Source organism: Streptomyces sp. CT34 (genome assembly GCF_000805335.1).
Classification (GTDB): Bacteria; Actinomycetota; Actinomycetes; order Streptomycetales; family Streptomycetaceae; genus Streptomyces.
On sequence record NZ_KN708638.1, the window covers coordinates 3,012,764 to 3,029,120 of the forward strand.

A 16,357-nucleotide genomic window follows, 5' to 3' on the forward strand; every position below is an offset into this window, starting at 1 on the left:
CCGGCGCGAGTCCGGCTCCCGGGCCGGACTCGCGCCCCTACGGTCGGATCCGGCCGACGAACCGTCAACTCCGATCGTCACCATCGGACGTCAACGCCCGTCGTCAGCCGCCCGACAGCCGCCCGTCAGCCGCCCGCCTCCGCATCCCTCACCAGCCGTTACTGCCGGTCGGTGCGCGATCCCATGACCTGGGCATATGCCAGGGTGCATGGCCCCTGCACAGACGCGTGAACCGGTCCGGTTTTCGGTCAAGACCCCCTCCATCGAGGCTCGTTGGCCGCTATCGTGATACAAGCCCCGTTGCCGGAAGCGGTCCGCGAACGCGCGACCGTGCCCCCAACGACGGTCACGACGCAAGCGGTACCAACCTGCTAGGGGGACACCGTGGCGCTGAAGCCCGAGCCGACCGCGCCGTTCCATTCGGTGCAGTACGCGCTTCGCGTACTCGAAACCATCTCCAGGCACGCCGGCGGCGTGACCGACGTACAGATCGCACGCGAAACGGGCCTGCCAACAGGCCACCTCGCCTCCATGCTGGCGATGCTCCGGCGCGAGGGATACACCGAGCAGCTCGCCGACGGCGCGTATGTCGTCGGTGAGGCACTGCTCCTGCTGGGCTCGGGCGGCGACCGCGACCGCGCCCTGCGGGACAAGCTCCAGCTCACCCTGGACCAGCTGCGCGACTCGGTCGGCGCGGCGGTCTACATCAGCCGCTACATCGACGGCGAGGTGAAGATCCTCCACTACGCCGACGGGCCGCTGGCGCCCAAGGTCAACGAGTGGGCCGAGTTCCGCCGCACGGCACACGCCAGCGCGGTCGGCAAATGCCTGCTCGCCCAGCTCGACTACGACGGCCGGATGGACCACCTCTCGCGCCACAAGACCGCCCGGCTCACGTCCCGGACGATCACCAACGAGAAGGTGCTGTTCCACAAGCTCGACAGCCAGCCGCCGACGGTCCCCGTGCTGGACCTCCAGGAGTACGCGGTCGGCACGGTCTGCGCCGCCGTACCGATCACGGCCGGTGCGACGGTCGGCTGCCTCGCGCTGTCGATGCCGCTGGAGCACGCCCACCGGCTGCGGCAGGCCGCCGACACCCTCAACCGCAAGGCGGCGCCGGTGCTGCTGTCGCTGGCGATCTGAGGCGGTGCGGGCCGCGCGGTCCGGGGGCCGCTCCGGGCGTGGTCATGAGCACCCCTCTCGACCAGGTAGTATTTCTTTCGTCAGCGCGCGCCGCTAGCTCAGTTGGTTAGAGCAGCTGACTCTTAATCAGCGGGTCCGGGGTTCGAGTCCCTGGCGGCGCACGTAGGAAGTGGGCGTTTCCGAAGTATCGGGAACGCCCACTTCGTTGTGTTCGGCCACTGCCCACGGGCTCCCTCTCGCCTCTCCGCTCCCCCCTCTCACCTTTTCCCTCGCCCACCGGTCCAGAAGATGGCCGCGGTCAGAAGATGGCCGCGGTCGTGATCGCGGTACTACGACGCCATGAGGGCCGTCCGGTCCTGGTCCGTGATCGGGCGGTAGCACGGGACGGGGAAGGGGCGGTGGCCGCTGCCCGCCGGGGCCGCGCCGGTACCGGGGGGGCACCGGGGGCTCTCCGCGGCGACCACCACACCGGCTCGGGGCAGCGGAAACCGGCCCGCCGCGCCCCCGCGCAGTGCGAGGGCGACCATGCCCCGGTCTCCGGTCAGGCCGCGGTGGGGAGGGGGCCGGTGGTGGGGGCGGCGGCGGTGTGGACCAGGGCGGTGTAGGTGCGGCGCAGGGCGATGAGGGATTCCTGGGCCTCGCGGTAGACGGCGGCGTCGGGGCCGCCGCGGTGGGCGAGGGTGCGTACGGGGGCGCAGTGGCGGTCCATGGCGCTGAGCCAGGCGCGGTGCTGGGCCGGGAGGTGGCGGCGCAGGAGCTGGCGGCGGCCGTCGCCCGTGCGGCGGCCACCGATGCCCAGTACGGCGTCCGCGGCCTGGAGGACGGGCGGCTCAAGGGCGCCCTGTTCGGCGAGCGCGCCGAGGACGGTGCGCTGCTGGTCGGTGACCGGGGCCGCCGCCAGTTCCGTGGCCTCGGAGTGGAGTTGGGCGCGCAGCGCGTGCTGGATGCGGACCAGGCGGCGCAGCGCCGTCGGGGTGGAGGAGTCGTCGGGGGCGCGGCCGGCGAGGGTGTCGGCGAGGCGGAACAGCCAGATGCCGTGCGCCTCCAGCCGGGTCGCGGCGAGCATCAGCCGGTCCAGGCGGCTGAGCGGCTGGCCTTCGGGGGCCCAGCGCACGATGGGGACGAGCTGTTCGGTGCGGGCGAGTTGGTCGATGGGGATGTGGCGGCGGGGTTTGCGTTCGGGGGCCCAGTTGTGGAGGGCGAGGGTGGGCAGGGCGACGAACTGGTCGTGGTCGATGCGGTGCGCGATGGCGGCCCAGAGTTCCAGGAAGCCGTCGTTGGCGACCTCGCGGGCGGCCGGGGCCTGCGGGTCGAGGGCACTCCAGCCGCAGGACACCGCGATGACCGCGACGCGCATCGCGGCGGCCTCCGCGTTGCGCGGTGAGAGGCGGGAGACGCGCTGCCGGAGGGCGCTCAACTCGTCGGCGCGGTGGGCGCGTTCGACGACGGCGATGGCGGTTTCGTGGTCGGGGGCGACCGCGGCGGTGCGCGCCATGGCGTCGAGCCGGGTCCAGGTTCCGATCATGGAGCGCACGGGGGGTCGCTCGGGGAGGAAGCCGTGCGCGCAGGGGTCGTGCGGGGCCGGTGCGCCGTCGGGGTCGACCGCGGAGTCGGTGTGGACGTCCGCGGGGACGGCCTGGGCCGGTATCCGGACGGCGGGGTCGGCGGGGGTGCGCGGCTGCGCTCCGGGGGCACCGGCCGCGGTACGGGGGGCGGTGGCGGGCGGGGCGGTCGCGCGTATGGCGAGGCGGGTGTCGGATGTCGTCGTCATGGGAGTCATCAGCACTTCCCCGCCAGCAGGCGGGCCAGATGGGCGTCGATATCGAGATAGCGGGCCTCGTGGCCGGGCGGCACGATGGCCGCGGTCTGCTCCAGCCAGGCGGTGAGTTCGCTCGCGCGTACCGACATCTCGCAGATGCTGTCGTCGGTGGTGAGCTCGATATGGACGCGGTGGGTTCCGCCGGGGCGGCCTGCGGGCCATACCCGTACGTCGCCCTCCCCGGTCTCGCAGCAGAGTCCGCCGAGCAGCAGGTCGCGGGCGAACAGCCAGGTGGCGACGGTCTCGCCGCGGCTGATGAAGGCGACCTCGACCTCGTAGGGGCGGTCGCTCCGGTAGCTGAACCGGCCGGCCAGCGGGACCGATCCGTCCGGCCCCAGGAGGAGCTGCATCTCAAGGGTGCGCTTGGCTGTCGACACCATGACGATCAACCTTTCCGGACGAAGGGGCGAGTCCCTGGGCCCCGGGGCCGGGGCTCGCGTTCTAGCAGACGTCGGCTTTCGGCATGGGGTTGCAGATGACCGGGGAGTAGTGATGGACGCCATGATCGGCGGGGTGCCGGGGGCGGGGGCGGGGCGCGTCCGGTGTGCCGGCGAGGGCGGGGCCGGGCGCGGGTGGCGGCGGCATGGTGATCGCGGGCGCGGGCGCGGGCGGCTCCGGGGCGACGCCGTGGGGGCGGCGGCGCCGTCACGGCCGCGTACGGCGGGATGTCCCGGGCTGTCATGCGTTCTCCTCCGGGCTGGGCTGCTCGTTCCGTTGGTGCGCCTCGGCGTTCGCCTCAGCCTCTCAACTGGCAGGAGTTACCGCATGTTGACTGCGCAACTGCTGCGCTACGACCACGAACTCGATCTTCACTGGCGAATGTGGACGAACTACCGGAAGAAGGTCCCGAGATCGCGGGACCTTCGACCCGGGCGCCGGGCGATCCCGGCGAAGTAGGGGCTGGAGAAGGGGCGACCGCGGGGCGCGGCGGAAGCGGGAGGAGCGACGGGAGCGGTTGGTGGGAGTGGCGGCGATCACAGGGGGCCGGTGCGTGAGGGGCGACTTCTCGGGTACGGACCACCCCCGGAGTTCGTGTAGAGTTCCTCAGGTCAGCGCGCGCCGCTAGCTCAGTTGGTTAGAGCAGCTGACTCTTAATCAGCGGGTCCGGGGTTCGAGTCCCTGGCGGCGCACGTAGGACTGAGGTCCCTCGCATCGCGGGGGGCCTCAGTTTTTTGTGCCCTGTGGGTTGTTTTGTGCTCGTTGGGTCGGTTTGTGCTCAGTGGGTTGTAGGGCGGGCCGGTTACGTGTGGCGGGCGGGGCGGATACCGGAGAGGTAGGCCGAGATCACGACCGGGGCGGGGTGGCCGCGCTCATGGTCGCCGGCGGGGACGTGGGTGATCAGCCGGAGTTCGGAGCGGCCGGGCCGGTGGGCGGCGTATGCCGTGCGGGCGGTGAGGCGGTCGCGGTCGTAGACCTGGATCTCTTCGACGGTGAACCGGGCGGTGGTGCCGTCGGAGCGCTGGATGTCGATACGGTCCCCGGGTCTGATGCCGGTCAGCCGGTGCCGGGCGGCCCGCGGGGTGCCGTGCGGGTGGCCGGCGGGGGCGGTGGTACGGGGGTCCGGGCCGGTCGTGAGGACGGCGGCGCCGGGTTCGCCGGGGCGGGGGCCGGCGGCGTACCAGCTGATGGGGGCGGGTGGGTCGACGTGGCCGGGTGCGCCGGGCGGGGACGGGGCCGCCGGGGTCGGCGTGCCGTTCCCGTCCCGGCCGCGGGTCGCGATGGCGGCCCGGAGGCCGAGGGCGGCGATGGTGATCCGGGTGGGTTCGGCGGTGCGCGCGGTGCGGGCGGCGGCGACCCGGTGGTGATCGGGTACCGGGGGCCGCGGGTGGGGGCGGCCGACGGCGGCGATGTCTCCGGTGGTGGGGAGCTGGGCCATGCTGCCGCCGGCGAGATCGCGGCCGTCGCAGAGCCAGAGCGTCAGCAGCAGCGCGGCCCAGGTGGCGCCGATGAGGAGGTTGGGGCGGATGCCCTGGCCGGGGGTCTTCCGGTGCTCCGGCTTCCCGTGCACCTGCTGTCTGTCCTCCGGTTTCCCGTGCGCCCGGTTCCGGCGCTCCCGCTTCCCGTCCTCCCGGCTCGCCCGGCTGTCCCGGCCCGCCCGGCCCGCTGGGCTCTCCCGGCTCCCCCGTACCTCCCGGGGCCCCCGGCCGGCCCGTTCTTCCCCGGGCTCCCGGCGTGTCGTCTCACTCGTCGCCACCGCTGCTCCCCTGGCGTTCGCGTCGCAGGCGGAGCCGCAGGCGCAGCAGTTGGCCGGCGACGACGAGGATCGCGCCGCCGGCCAGGACCAGGGCGACGGCGGAGGTGCTGCTGAGTTCACGGTGCGCGGCGGCGGGCCGGCCGCCGGGGGCGGTGGCCGGGTGGGGCCGGAGCGCCGGGTCCTCGGCCGGGTGGGCCGGGGTGGTGGCGGGAGCGCGGGCCGGGCGCGCGGCCGGGGCGGGGGCGACGGCGACCTGGGCGGTCCCGGTGCCGCGTTCGTCGTCGACGTGCGCGGGCGCCGTCGTCACCGCGCATGCGGCGAGCGCGGCACAGAGGGTGAGTTGCGGTGAGCGCATGGTGCACCTCCGGATACTCCGAAGGTCCGCCCGTGCGCGGCCGGGCGCATCCGGGGCGGGGCGGTGGTGCGCCGTTCGGGCGGTGCCGCCCGCCGGGCGGGGGCGCGCCGGGCCCGGCTCCTGCCCCGCTCCGGCCCGGCCGGGTCAGACCAGGTCCACCAGGCTCGCGATCGAGTCGACGACGCGGGAGGGGCGGTAGGGGTGCCGCTCGACGTCCTCGGGGCGGGTGAGGCCGGTGAGGACGAGGAAGGTCTCCATGCCCGCTTCCAGGCCGGCGACGACGTCGGTGTCCATACGGTCGCCGATCATGGCGGAGGTCTCGGAGTGGGCGCCGATGGCGTTGAGGGCGTGGCGCATCATCAGCGGGTTGGGCTTGCCGACGAAGTACGGTTCGACGCCGGTGGCCTTGGTGATCAGGGCGGCCACCGACCCGGTCGCGGGCAGCGCGCCCTCCCGCGACGGGCCGGTCTCGTCGGGGTTGGTGGCGATGAAGCGGGCGCCGTTGTCGATCAGCCGGATCGCCTTGGTGAGGGACTCGAAGCTGTAGGTGCGGGTCTCGCCGAGGACGACGTAGTCGGGTGCGTGGTCGGTGAGGATGTAGCCGATGTCGTGCAGGGCGGTGGTGAGGCCGGCCTCGCCGATGACGTAGGCGGTGCCGCCGGAGCGCTGGTCGTCGAGGAACTGGGCGGTGGCCAGTGCGGAGGTCCAGATGGACTCCCAGGGGACGTCGAGGCCGATGCGGTTGAGGCGGGCTTGCAGGTCGCGCGGGGTGTAGATGGAGTTGTTGGTCAGAACGAGGAAGGGCTTGCCCGATTCGCGGAGCCGCTTGATGAAGGCGTCGGCGCCGGGGACGGGGACGCCTTCGTGCATCAGGACGCCGTCCATGTCGGTGAGCCATGACTCGATCGGCTTGCGCTCTGCCACTTCCGGACTCCTGCCGTGCGTGTTGATCAGGGCTGGCCGGTTGGCCAGGGCGTCGGCCGGGATCCGCGGGCGGGGTACGGTCACGGTTCACGGGCCGCCGGTCGCGGGGTGACGCGGCGGGGGTGCGCGGTGACGTGAGGTATGTCTCGTACGGATGGCCGACAGGCCCCAGCCTAAGTCAGCGGGCGGCCGGGTGACCCCGGCGATCACCGGGATGTGGTGATCACCGGGGATGTGGTGGGCGCGAGGGTGGTCGTCAGCTGCCGGTGGCGGTCTTCCAGGCGTTGACGTAGGTGTCGAGGTTCTCGTCGATGCCGTTCCAGTCGGGCTGGAAGATCTGCACGCCGTTCATGATCTTGGCGAGGGCGGTGGCGTTGGGGTCGGTGGCCTTGACGTCCTTGCGGGAGGTGAAGCCGCCGCCGGTGGCCGAGACCTGTTCCTGGACGGGCTTGCTGATCAGGTAGTCGAGGAACTTCCGGGCGTTGGCGACGTGCGGGGCGTCCTTGACCAGGCCGGCGGCGTAGGGGAGGGCGAAGGTGGTGGGGCGGGCGCCGGGCTTCGGGGCGGGGAAGAAGATGCCCTGGTTCGGCATGGACTTCATGTTGGCGTAGTTCATCTGCACATCGCCGTTGGCGATCAGGAGTTCGCCCTTGTCGGTCTTGGGGGCGAGCTGGCCGGTGGAGGAGGACGGGCCGACGTTGTTGGCCTGGAGCTTCTTGAGGAAGCTCATGGCCGGGCCCTGGCCGCCGAAGTCGTGCAGGGCCTTGATGACGACGGCGGTGCCGTCGCCGGCGACGCCGGGGGTGGAGTACTGGAGTTTGCCGGCGAAGCGGTGGTCGGTGAGGTCCTGCCAGGTGGCCGGGGGTTGCCCGACTTCCTTCTTGTTGTAGATGAAGCAGAAGTAGTTGTTGACGATGGAGACCCATTTGCCGTTGGGGTCCTTGTCGGCGGCGGCGACCTGTTCGGAGCCGTGCGGGCGGTAGATGTCCAACAGGCCCTTGTCGTCGGCCTGTTGGATGAACGGCGGCAGGGTGACGATGACATCGGCCTGGGTGTTGGAGCGCTCGCGGGCCAGGCGCTGGACGGCGGCGCCGGAGCCGGACTCGACGTAGTTGACCTTGATGCCGGTCTGCTTCTCGAAGTCCTTGAAGACCTTGTCGTAGAAGCCGTCGCCCTTTTCGCTCTTGAGGCCGTCGGCGCTGTAGACGGTGATCTCCCTGGCGTTGGGGTCGGCGGAGGAGGCGGTGCCGCAGGCGGTGAGGGTGCCGGCGAGGACGAGGGCGGCGGTGCAGGCGGCGAGGGCGGGGCGGACGGTGCGGGGGCGGGGGCGCATGGTGTGGGTGACTCCTGTGGTGGGGAGGGGAGTTGGGGGCGTGGGTGGCCGGGGTCAGCGGTAGCCGGCCCTGGTGCGGATGCGGGCGACGCCGGCGAGGACGAGCAGGGTGGTGGCCATCAGGGCGACGGCCAGCGCGGCGCCGGTGAAGAGGGAGCCGCGGTCGGTGGCGGCGAAGATCTGGACCGGCAGCGGCATCCAGTCCGGCGGGTAGAGCATCATCGTGGCGCTCAACTCGCCCATGGAGAGGGCGAAGCACAGGCCGGCGGCTGCGGTGAGGGACGGCAGCAGCAGCGGCAGCTTGACCCGCCACAGGACGTACGCGGGGCGGGGGGCGAGGCCGGCGGCGCTCTGTTCGTACGCGGGGTCGAGGCGGCCGAGCGCGGCGCTCACGGACTGGTGGGCGAAGGCGGTGACCAGCACGGTGTGGGCGGTGATCACGATCTGCGGGGTGCCGTTGAGGAGGAACGGGGGCCGGGAGAAGGCGACGAGGAGGGAGAGGCCGACGACGACGGAGGGGACGGCGACGGGGAGGAGGAAGAGGGTGTCGAGCAGGCGGCGGGCGCGGCGGCCGAGCTTCTCGGCGGCGAGCGCGGCCCAGGTGCCGGTGACGAGGGCGGCGGCACTGGCCGCGAGGGCGGTCAGGACGCTGGTGAACAGGGCGGCGGGGGCGCTGCCCCGTGCGCTGTCCTGGTAGTGCGTCAGGGTGAGGTGGGAGGGGAGGGCGCCGCTCCAGCCGGTGGCGAAGGAGGCGGCGGCGATCACCAGGAGCGGGAGGGCGAAGACGGGCAGGAAGAGGAGGAAGAAGGCCGCCCAGGTGGCCCGTCGGGCGGACGCGCTATGCACGAGCATGGTGGGCGGCTCCGGTGCGGGTCGGGGTGTCGTTGCGGGGGTGGCCGGTGGGGGTGGTGCCGCCGGGGGCTCCGTCCGGGTCGGCGCCGGGCCGGGCGGTACGGGCGGTGCCGCGGCCGGCCGCGGTACGGGACATGACGGTCCGGTAGAGGGCGTAGAGCGCGGCGGACAGCGCGACGTCGACGACCGCGACGACGCAGGCGCCGGTGTAGTCGCCGTCGAGGATCGCCTTGCCGTAGACGAGCACCGGCAGGGTGACGACGTCCTTGGCGCCGGTGAACAGGACGATCCCGAACTCGTTGAGGCTCAGGACGAGGACGAGTGCCCCGCCGGCCGCGAGCGAGGGCAGCGCCTCCGGGAGGATCACCGTCCGCACGATGCGCCACGGCCGGGCGCCCAGGGAGGCGGCGGCCTCCAGCTGGCCGGTCTCCACCTGGGAGAACGCGGCGAGCAGGGGGCGCATCACGAACGGTGTGAAGTAGGTGACCTCGGCCAGCAGGACGCCCCAGGGGGTGTGCAGGAAGTCCAGCGGGCCGTGGGCGGCGCCGGTGAGGTCCGTCCAGAGGCCGTTGGCGATGCCGGCGGTGCCGTAGAGGAACAGCAGGGCGAGGGTGATCAGGAAGGACGGGAAGGCCAGGAAGATGTCGATGAAGCGGGCCAGGGCCCGGCCGCCGGGGAACGGGACGAAGGCGATGACGAGGGAGAGCGCGAGGCCGAGCAGCAGGGCGCCGAGGGTGGCGCCGGCCGCGAGGAGCGCGGTGGTGGTGAGCGCGCCCTGGAAGGAGGCGGCGGCGAGGACCGCGGCGTAGGGGGCGATGGAGGCCCCTTGGCCGTTCTCGGGGGTGACGGACCGGGCCACCACCAGGGCGAGCGGGTAGAGGAAGACCAGGCCGAGGGCGGCGGCCGGCGGCAGCGCCCAGAGGGCGGCGGTGCGGCGGGGGCGGGTGCGGGGCTCCCGGTCAGGCATGCGGCGCCCCGTCCGCCGCGAGGCCCGCCGGGATGAGGACGGCGTCCTCCGGGGCGAAGTGCAGGGCGATCTCGGTGCCGAGGGCCGGGGGTTCGCGCAGTTCGCGGACGTCGACCATGATCCGGTGGCCGCCGGCCGCCACGTACAGCCGGTGGGTGGCACCGCGCCACTGGATCTCGGCGACCGTGCCGTGCAGGGTGTTGCCGCCGGGCGCCGGGCTCTCACCGAGGCCGATGAGGTGCGGGCGGACGCAGAGGGTGGCGGTGGCTCCAGGGGCGGCCCCGCCGACGGGTACGGTCAGCGGCCGGCCGGCGAAGTCCGCCCCGCCCTCGCGTACGGTCACCGGCAGCAGGTTGGCGGTCCCACGAACGACGCGGTGAAGGCGGTGCGCGGGCTGCGGTAGAGCTGCTGCGGGGTGCCGCAGTCGCGCAGCCGGGCGTTGTCCAGGACGGCGATCCGGTCGGCCAGGGTCAGCGCCTCGACCTGGTCGTGGGTGACGTAGAGGATGGTGACATCGGGCAACTCGCGGTGCAGCCGGGCGAGTTCGGCGAGCATTCCGGAGCGGAGCCGGGCGTCGAGCGCGGACAGCGGTTCGTCCAGCAGCAGGACGCGGGGGCGGATGGCGAGCGCGCGGGCGAGGGCGACGCGCTGCTGCTGACCGCCGGACAGCTCCCGGGGGTGCCGGTCGGCGTAGCCGGCCATGCCGGTCATCTCCAGCGCCTCGGCGACCCGGCCGGGGATCCCGTCGCGTGGCGCCTTCTGTGCCCGGAGTCCGAAGGCGACGTTCTCGGCGACCTTCATGTGCGGGAACAGCGCGTACTGCTGGACGACCATGCCGATGCCGCGCTGGTACGGCGGGAGGTCGGTGACGTCCCGGCCGCCGATCAGCACCCGGCCGCGCACCGGCCGGACGAAGCCGGCGACCGCCCGCAGCGCGGTGGTCTTGCCGGAGCCGGACGGGCCGAGCAGGGCCATCACCTCGCCGGGTTCGACGGTGAGGTCGAAGGAGTCCAGGACAGTGTTCGCACCGTGCCCGCCGTGTTTGCCGTAGGCGACGGTGACGTCGTCGAAGCGGATGCCGCAGGGCGGGGCGGGGGATGCGGGCGCGCCGGTGCGGGCGGGGGCGGCGGCGGGCGCCGGCATCTCACACCACCCCCAGCAGCGCGGGCAGTTCGGCGACCGACCCGAGGACGTGGGTGGCGCCGGCGGCCTCCAGCGCTGCCGCCCCGTGGACCCCGGTGAGCACGCCGGCGACGACCGAGGCGCCGCTGCGCCGCCCGGCGGTCATGTCGGAGGAGGTGTCGCCGGCCACCGCGATCTGCCGTACGTCGGCGGCGGCGCCGGTGCGGAGCAGGGCGGTGAGGACCATGTCGGGGTAGGGGCGGCCCCGGCCGCCGGCGTCGGCCGGGCACAGGGTCAGCGCGGCCAGGTCGCGCCAGCCGAGGGCGTCGAGGACGGCGTCCTGGGTGACGCGGGCGAAGCCGGTGGTCAACACGACCGTGCGGCCGGCCTGTTGGAGGGCCTCGATGGCCTCGCGGGCGCCGGGGACGGGGGTGATCCTGCCGTCGTCGACCAGGTCGGCGTAGGCCGTCTCGAAGGCGCGGTTGGCGCGGCGGGCCGCGTCCTCGGTGGCGGCGGGGTCGCCGTCGGGGGCGGCGAACAGGTGCCGGAAGACGGAGATCTTGGACGCGCCCATGGTGGCCCGTACGTAGGCGAGTTGCTCGGCGTGGGCGGGGCTGCCGGGCTCGACGCCCATGTGCCGGGCGGCGGCGTCGAACGCCCGCTCCACCAGGCCGTCGTCGGCGACGGTGGTGCCGGCCATGTCGAGGACGGCCAGCCGGATGGCGTCCCGGTCGTGCCGGGCGGGGGTCGGACGGGGTGTCAACTGGCTCACCATCCCAGTTCGTTCGCGGTGGTTTCGGCGATGGCCGGGGCGCAGGTCATACCGCGTCCGCCGGGTCCGGTGACCAGCCAGACACCGTCGCGGACCTGCCGGCGATGGACGACGCGGGCGGTGTCGGTGCACTGGGCGTAGACCCCGGCCCAGCGGCGGCGGATGCGCGGCAGCGGGCGGCCGAGGATCGCCTCGACGACGCCGGTGAGGTGCTCGTAGGGCTCCTCGACGGTGTCGAAGGCGAACGGCGCCCGGTATTCGTGGGTGTCGCCTATGGTCAGTCCGCCGTCGGCCCGCTGGACCATCAGCAGCTGCATCTTGTGCGCGGCGGCGGTCGGGGCCTGGGCCTGGCCGGCGTCGAGGGCGTCCAGGGCGTCGCCGCGGTAGGCGGGGTAGTAGCGGAAGCTGTCGGCGTCGGCGACGGAGGTGGGCAGCGGCTCGCCGAGCGGGTCGGTCTGCATCATCTGGAGGCGTACCCGGCGCACCGGCAGGTCGGGGGCGAGTTCCCGGACCAGGCCACCGAGCCAGGCGCCGGTGCACAGGATCACCGCGTCGCCGTGGTGGGTCTCGCCGTGGTCGTCGCGGACCGCACGCCCGCCGACCACCTCGCGGACCTCGCGCCCGCCGAGGTAGGTGTACCGGCCGGATGCCAGCAGTGCTTCCTTCAGAGCGAGTTGGGCGACGCGGGGTTCCACGGCGGCGTCCCGCTCGCACCACAGGGCGCCGGTGAAGTCGCCGCGCAGGGCGGGGTTGACGGCGCGGGCCCGCTCGGCGTCGAGGAGGCGGTAGCCGCGGGCGGCGGCGTCGGGGCGGCGGGTGGCGGCCTCGGCGACCGCGCGTTCGGCGTCGTTGCGGACGACGGTCAGCGATCCGGTGGCACGGAAGCCCAGGCCGGGGACGCGTGCGCCGATGCCTTCCCAGAGTTCGCGGGCGCGGAGGGCGGTGGCCAGCTCCTCGCCGCCGGCCCGGCCGCTGACCCAGATCTGCCCGAAGTTGCGGACCGAGGCGCCGCGGGCCTCGGCCTCCCGCTCGATGTGCCGGACCTCGTGACCTCGTTCAACTGCGTGCCAGGCGTGCATGGTTCCCAGTACGCCGGCTCCGACGACTATGACTCGCATGCCCCAGACGGTCGCGGCGGCGGATGACCCGCGGGGGACGGTTCGGCAACGGGACGGTGAACAGGGGTCCAAAGTTGGCCTAGACCCGTTATCGTTCCGTTATCTTGGCGAAGAGGTCGCGCCACCGGCCAACGTCCGTATCCGGGGCGGCCGTTGCGGCCGTTGCGGGCGTTGCGGTCAGGGCGGCCGGCCGCTACGGATTCCCGGGCCGGGTGCCCAGGTGCGTGGTGAACGAGAACCGGTCCCCGCGGTAGAGCGACCGCACCCGCTCCAGCGGGCGGCCCTCGGTGTCCCGCGACAGGCGGTGGATCAGCAGCATCGGCAGCGCGCCGGGGGTGCCGATCAGCAGCGCCTCACGCGGGGTGGCCAGCACCGTCTCCAGTCGTTCGTCCGCGTCCCCGAAGCCGATGCCCAACCGGTCGTGGAGGTAGGCGTAGAAGGAGGAGTCCGGCGCGAAGTCGTCCGCCAGGTCCGGGACCCGGGCCACCGCGACGTAGGTGCTCTCCAGCCCGACCCGCTCGTCGTCGGCGAGCAGCACCCGCTCCATGTGCCAGACCGGGTCGCCCGCCGTCACCGCGAGGTCGGCGGCGAGCGCCGGCGGGCAGCGGAAGCGGTCCAGCGAGACCAGGTGCCGGCCGGGGGTGCGGCCCTGGCGGCGTACGCCCTCGGTGTAGCTGGCGAGGGACAGCGGCTGCTCCATCTTGGGCCCGGCGACGACCGTGCCGCGCCCCAGCCGCTTCAGCCGCCCCTCCAGCACCAGCTCCCGCAGGGCCTGGCGCAGCGTCTCCCGCGAGACCGCGAACCGCAGGGCCAGTTCGCGCTCCGCGGGCAGCGGTTCGCCTTCGCCCAACTCCGAGAGCAGGGCGGCGATTTCGACCTTCGCCGCGTAGTACTTGGGGATGCGTCCGTGCTCGGGGATGCCGGACCGGATGGGTGCGCCAGGTTCCTGGCCGTACGGGAACTCCACCCGGGGATCTTCGCACCGACGGCGGGGGCGGGGGGCCACGCCCCTCGGGGAACGGCCGGGCCCCTTCCGATCCCGACCCCGTCGGGGACCGGCTCCAGGCCCTGTCGTCGAACTCCCGCCTGCCGGGCGGCGTCCGGCACGCGCCCCCACCCTCGAACGGCTTCGCACGGCTCGGGCGGGGCCCCCTTCGCCGCACCGGACGCCGCCCGGCACGCCCTACGGGCGGACGACGGGAGTGTGACGACAGGGCCTAGCGGAACAGCCCCGTCAGCACCAGCTCGGCGGCGCCGTCCGCGACGGTCCGGGCCCCGCCGCGGGCCAGGGCCACCGCGGGCGCGGCCCCGGGGCCGCCGCCGGGTGCCGCCCGCGGCCGGCCGCGCAGCGCCGCGTGCCCGGCGAGCTCCCGGGCCACGCCGCTCCGGAACGCCTCGGGGTGCTCCCGTACGGTGCGGCCCCCGAGCAGCACCCGGTCGATGTCCAGCAGTTCGACGAGGTTGGCCGCGGCCACGCCCAGCACCCGGGCCGCCGCCGGGAGATCGCCGCGGGCCACCGCCGCCAGGCACAGCGCCTCCACGCAGCCGTGCCGCCCGCAGCCGCACCGCGGACCGTCCAACTGCACCACCTGGTGGCCGAATTCGCCGGCGCCGGTGTGCGGGCCGCGGTAGAGGGCGCCGCCCAGGACGAGCCCGGCGCCCAGCCCGGTGCCGAGGTGGAGGTAGGCGAAGGAGGCGCCGGCCTCCTCCGGTGCGCGGCCGATGCCGAGCGCCGCCGCGTTGGTGTCCTTGTCGAGGACGACGGGCAGGCCGAGGCGGGCGGCGAGCGCGTCCCGCAGCGGGAAGCCGTCCCACTGCGGGAGGCCGGTGACCTGGCGCAGCACGCCGCTCTCGTGGTCGAGCGGCCCCGGGCAGGCCACCCCGGCGCCGAGCACCGGCGGCCCGCCCGCCGCGTCCCGCAGCGCCGCGACCTCCCGTGCGGCGGCGGCCAGCACCGCCTCGGCGCCGGCGCCGAGGTCCAGCGGTGCCCGGCGCTCCGCGACCGGCCGGCCGGCGAGGTCCGCCAGCACGCAGCGGATCTCGTCGCGGTCCAGGTGCAGGCCGACGGCGTACCGGGCGCCGGGGACCAGGCGCAGTACGGTGCGCGGTTTACCGCCGGTGGAGGCCCGGCGGCCGGCTTCCCCGGCCAGGCCGTCGGCCCGCAGCCGGGCGGTGATCTTGCTGACCGCCTGCGGGGTGAGGCCGGTGCGCTCGGCCAGCTCCGGGCGGCTGGCCCCCGCCTCGCCCGCCGCGCGCAGCAGACCGAGCAGCAGCGCGGCGTTGTGTCCCCGCAGGGCGAGGAGGTTCGCGCCGGGGCCGGCGGCGGGTGTCGTGGGGGCGGTGGCCGGGGGGCCGGGATCGTTGCTGCTCACACCCCCATTGTCCGTGCTGCTTGCGCTTTGGCAACAGCGTTGCGAAAGTGGACGGCATGAATGCCCCCCTGGGTGACCCCCTGGGCACCCCCCACTCCCCCCGCCCGCCCTTCCGTGTCGGCCTCGTCGGATACGGCCTGGCGGGGTCGGTCTTCCACGCCCCGCTGATCGCCGTCACCGAAGGGCTGCTGCTCGACACCGTCTCGACCTCCGACCCCGAGCGGCAGGCACAGGCCCGCGCCGAGCACCCGCAGGTCCGTACGGTGGCCACCGCCGAGGCCGTGCTGGACCGGGCCGCCGCCGGCGCGCTGGACCTGATCGTGCTGGCGAGCCCGAACAGGACGCACGTCCCGCTCGCCACCGCCGCGCTGGAGGCCGGTGTCCCGGTCGTCGTCGACAAGCCGCTGGCCGCCACCGCCGCCGAGGCCGAGAAGCTCGCCGCGCTCGCCGCCGACCGCGGGCTGCTGCTCTCCGTCTTCCAGAACCGCCGCTGGGACAACGACTTCCTGACCGTGCGCAAGCTGATCGCGGACGGGGCGCTCGGCGAGGTGCGGCGCTTCGAGTCCCGCTTCGAGCGCTGGCGGCCCCGACCCAAGGGCGGCTGGCGCGAGTCCGGCGACCCGGCCGAGCTCGGCGGGCTGCTCTACGACCTCGGCAGCCACCTCGCCGACCAGGCACTGACCCTCTTCGGCCCGGCCGCCTCCGTGTACGCCGAGGCCGACATCCGCCGTCCGGGCGCGGAGGCCGACGACGACACCTTCATCGCCATCACCCATGCCAACGGCGTCCGCTCCCACCTGTGGATGAGCGCCATCGCTCCCCTCCTGGGCCCCCGTTTCCGGGTGCTGGGAGACCGGGCCGGCTACACCAAGCACGGCCTGGACCCGCAGGAGGCCGCGCTGCGCGAGGGCCAACGCCCCGGCGACGAGGGCGTGGAGTGGGGCGTGGAGAAGCGGACCGGCTGGGGCCGCCTCGGCGCCGGGGCGTCCCCCCGGAGCGGCGGCGGCGATCCGGTGGAGACGCTGCCGGGCGACTACCCCGCCTACTACGCCGCGATCGAACGGGCCCTGCGGGAGGGCGGCGAGCCGCCGGTGACCGCCACCGAGGCCGCGGCGGCACTGCGCGTCCTGGAGGCCGCCCGGATCTCCGCGGCCGAGGGCCGGACGGTCCGGATCGGGGCGGCGGCCTGACGCTGCGCTTGGCGGGCTTCCCACGTTGTCGGCTTTCCCGCCGTTCCGCTGCGCTTTGCCTGCTGCCCACGTTGCCGGGTGCGGCACCGTTGCGCCTGCGGCGGGCGGTGCCGCTGCGCGGGGCTGTCGGGTGCGGTGACGGGCCGGAGGGGCAGGGTGTCCGGACTGCTTCGCTTTACGTCCGGACACCCTGCCC

General features: G+C 74.3%; 16 protein-coding genes, 2 tRNA genes and 1 pseudogene. 5 read left to right on the forward strand and 14 right to left on the reverse strand.

Features of this window, described 5'->3' with window-relative positions; genetic code table 11:
- The first annotated feature begins 384 nt into the window (after positions 1–384).
- Both RZ84_RS13155 and RZ84_RS13160 read left to right on the forward strand, forming a co-directional pair.
- Complete coding sequence (locus tag RZ84_RS13155) at positions 385–1,143, forward strand: IclR family transcriptional regulator (RefSeq protein WP_043264475.1); 759 nt, start codon at positions 385–387, stop codon at positions 1,141–1,143.
- An 87-nt stretch (positions 1,144–1,230) separates the two neighbouring features.
- Positions 1,231–1,304: transfer RNA gene (locus RZ84_RS13160), tRNA-Lys, on the forward strand.
- 168 nt (positions 1,305–1,472) lie between these two features.
- On the opposite strand, the gene RZ84_RS13165 is transcribed toward RZ84_RS13160, so the two are convergent.
- The 3 genes from RZ84_RS13165 to RZ84_RS13175 are packed head-to-tail and all read right to left on the reverse strand — an operon-like array spanning position 1,473 to position 3,342.
- Positions 1,473–1,670, reverse strand: coding sequence for a hypothetical protein (locus tag RZ84_RS13165; protein ID WP_043264476.1), 198 nt, complete (start codon positions 1,668–1,670; stop codon positions 1,473–1,475).
- Positions 1,671–1,684: 14 nt separating this feature from the next.
- Entirely contained in the window at positions 1,685–2,914 is a 1,230-nt protein-coding gene (locus tag RZ84_RS13170; protein WP_043269809.1) for a hypothetical protein, read from the reverse strand.
- 8 nt (positions 2,915–2,922) lie between these two features.
- The gene (locus RZ84_RS13175) at positions 2,923–3,342 is read right to left on the reverse strand and encodes an SsgA family sporulation/cell division regulator (RefSeq protein ID WP_043269811.1); all 420 of its coding nucleotides are present in this window, start codon (positions 3,340–3,342) and stop codon (positions 2,923–2,925) included.
- Between the two features lie 385 nt (positions 3,343–3,727).
- On the opposite strand from RZ84_RS13175, the gene RZ84_RS42300 reads away from it, so the two are divergent.
- Both RZ84_RS42300 and RZ84_RS13180 read left to right on the forward strand, forming a co-directional pair.
- On the forward strand, positions 3,728–3,859 hold the full coding sequence (locus RZ84_RS42300; protein ID WP_277816872.1) for a hypothetical protein: 132 nt from the start codon (positions 3,728–3,730) through the stop codon (positions 3,857–3,859).
- A gap of 159 nt (positions 3,860–4,018) precedes the next feature.
- A tRNA-Lys gene (locus RZ84_RS13180) sits at positions 4,019–4,092 on the forward strand.
- A 110-nt stretch (positions 4,093–4,202) separates the two neighbouring features.
- On the opposite strand, the gene RZ84_RS13185 is transcribed toward RZ84_RS13180, so the two are convergent.
- From RZ84_RS13185 to RZ84_RS13235, 11 genes and pseudogenes are all read right to left on the reverse strand, one after another.
- On the reverse strand, positions 4,203–4,970 hold the full coding sequence (locus RZ84_RS13185; protein ID WP_107068113.1) for a class F sortase: 768 nt from the start codon (positions 4,968–4,970) through the stop codon (positions 4,203–4,205).
- 172 nt (positions 4,971–5,142) lie between these two features.
- The gene (locus tag RZ84_RS13190) at positions 5,143–5,511 is read right to left on the reverse strand and encodes a hypothetical protein (RefSeq protein ID WP_043264477.1); all 369 of its coding nucleotides are present in this window, start codon (positions 5,509–5,511) and stop codon (positions 5,143–5,145) included.
- A gap of 144 nt (positions 5,512–5,655) precedes the next feature.
- Entirely contained in the window at positions 5,656–6,435 is a 780-nt protein-coding gene (locus RZ84_RS13195) for an HAD-IIA family hydrolase (protein ID WP_043269814.1), read from the reverse strand.
- A 256-nt stretch (positions 6,436–6,691) separates the two neighbouring features.
- Positions 6,692–7,768, reverse strand: a complete 1,077-nt coding sequence (locus RZ84_RS13200; protein WP_043264478.1) for a 2-aminoethylphosphonate ABC transporter substrate-binding protein — start codon at positions 7,766–7,768, stop codon at positions 6,692–6,694.
- Between the two features lie 54 nt (positions 7,769–7,822).
- Entirely contained in the window at positions 7,823–8,620 is a 798-nt protein-coding gene (locus tag RZ84_RS13205; RefSeq protein ID WP_043264479.1) for an ABC transporter permease, read from the reverse strand.
- A complete protein-coding gene (locus RZ84_RS13210; RefSeq protein ID WP_078893732.1) occupies positions 8,607–9,587 on the reverse strand; it encodes a 2-aminoethylphosphonate ABC transporter permease subunit in 981 nt (326 codons plus the stop codon). Before RZ84_RS13210 ends, RZ84_RS13205 begins: the two co-directional genes overlap by 14 nt.
- Positions 9,580–10,730, reverse strand: a pseudogene (locus RZ84_RS13215) (ABC transporter ATP-binding protein). Before RZ84_RS13215 ends, RZ84_RS13210 begins: the two are co-directional and overlap by 8 nt.
- Position 10,731: 1 nt before the next feature.
- Positions 10,732–11,472, reverse strand: a complete 741-nt coding sequence (locus RZ84_RS13220; RefSeq protein WP_277816873.1) for a phosphonatase-like hydrolase — start codon at positions 11,470–11,472, stop codon at positions 10,732–10,734.
- Between the two features lie 5 nt (positions 11,473–11,477).
- Positions 11,478–12,599: a TIGR03364 family FAD-dependent oxidoreductase gene (locus RZ84_RS13225; RefSeq protein ID WP_043264481.1), complete on the reverse strand. Its 1,122-nt coding sequence runs from the start codon at positions 12,597–12,599 to the stop codon at positions 11,478–11,480.
- Between the two features lie 193 nt (positions 12,600–12,792).
- Positions 12,793–13,566 (reverse strand): GntR family transcriptional regulator, encoded by a 774-nt coding sequence (locus RZ84_RS13230; protein ID WP_043264482.1) that lies wholly within the window; start codon positions 13,564–13,566, stop codon positions 12,793–12,795.
- A gap of 250 nt (positions 13,567–13,816) precedes the next feature.
- Positions 13,817–14,971 (reverse strand): ROK family transcriptional regulator, encoded by a 1,155-nt coding sequence (locus tag RZ84_RS13235; protein WP_043264483.1) that lies wholly within the window; start codon positions 14,969–14,971, stop codon positions 13,817–13,819.
- A gap of 56 nt (positions 14,972–15,027) precedes the next feature.
- On the opposite strand from RZ84_RS13235, the gene RZ84_RS13240 reads away from it, so the two are divergent.
- A complete protein-coding gene (locus RZ84_RS13240; protein WP_052229922.1) occupies positions 15,028–16,161 on the forward strand; it encodes a Gfo/Idh/MocA family oxidoreductase in 1,134 nt (377 codons plus the stop codon).
- Positions 16,162–16,357: the final 196 nt, after the last annotated feature.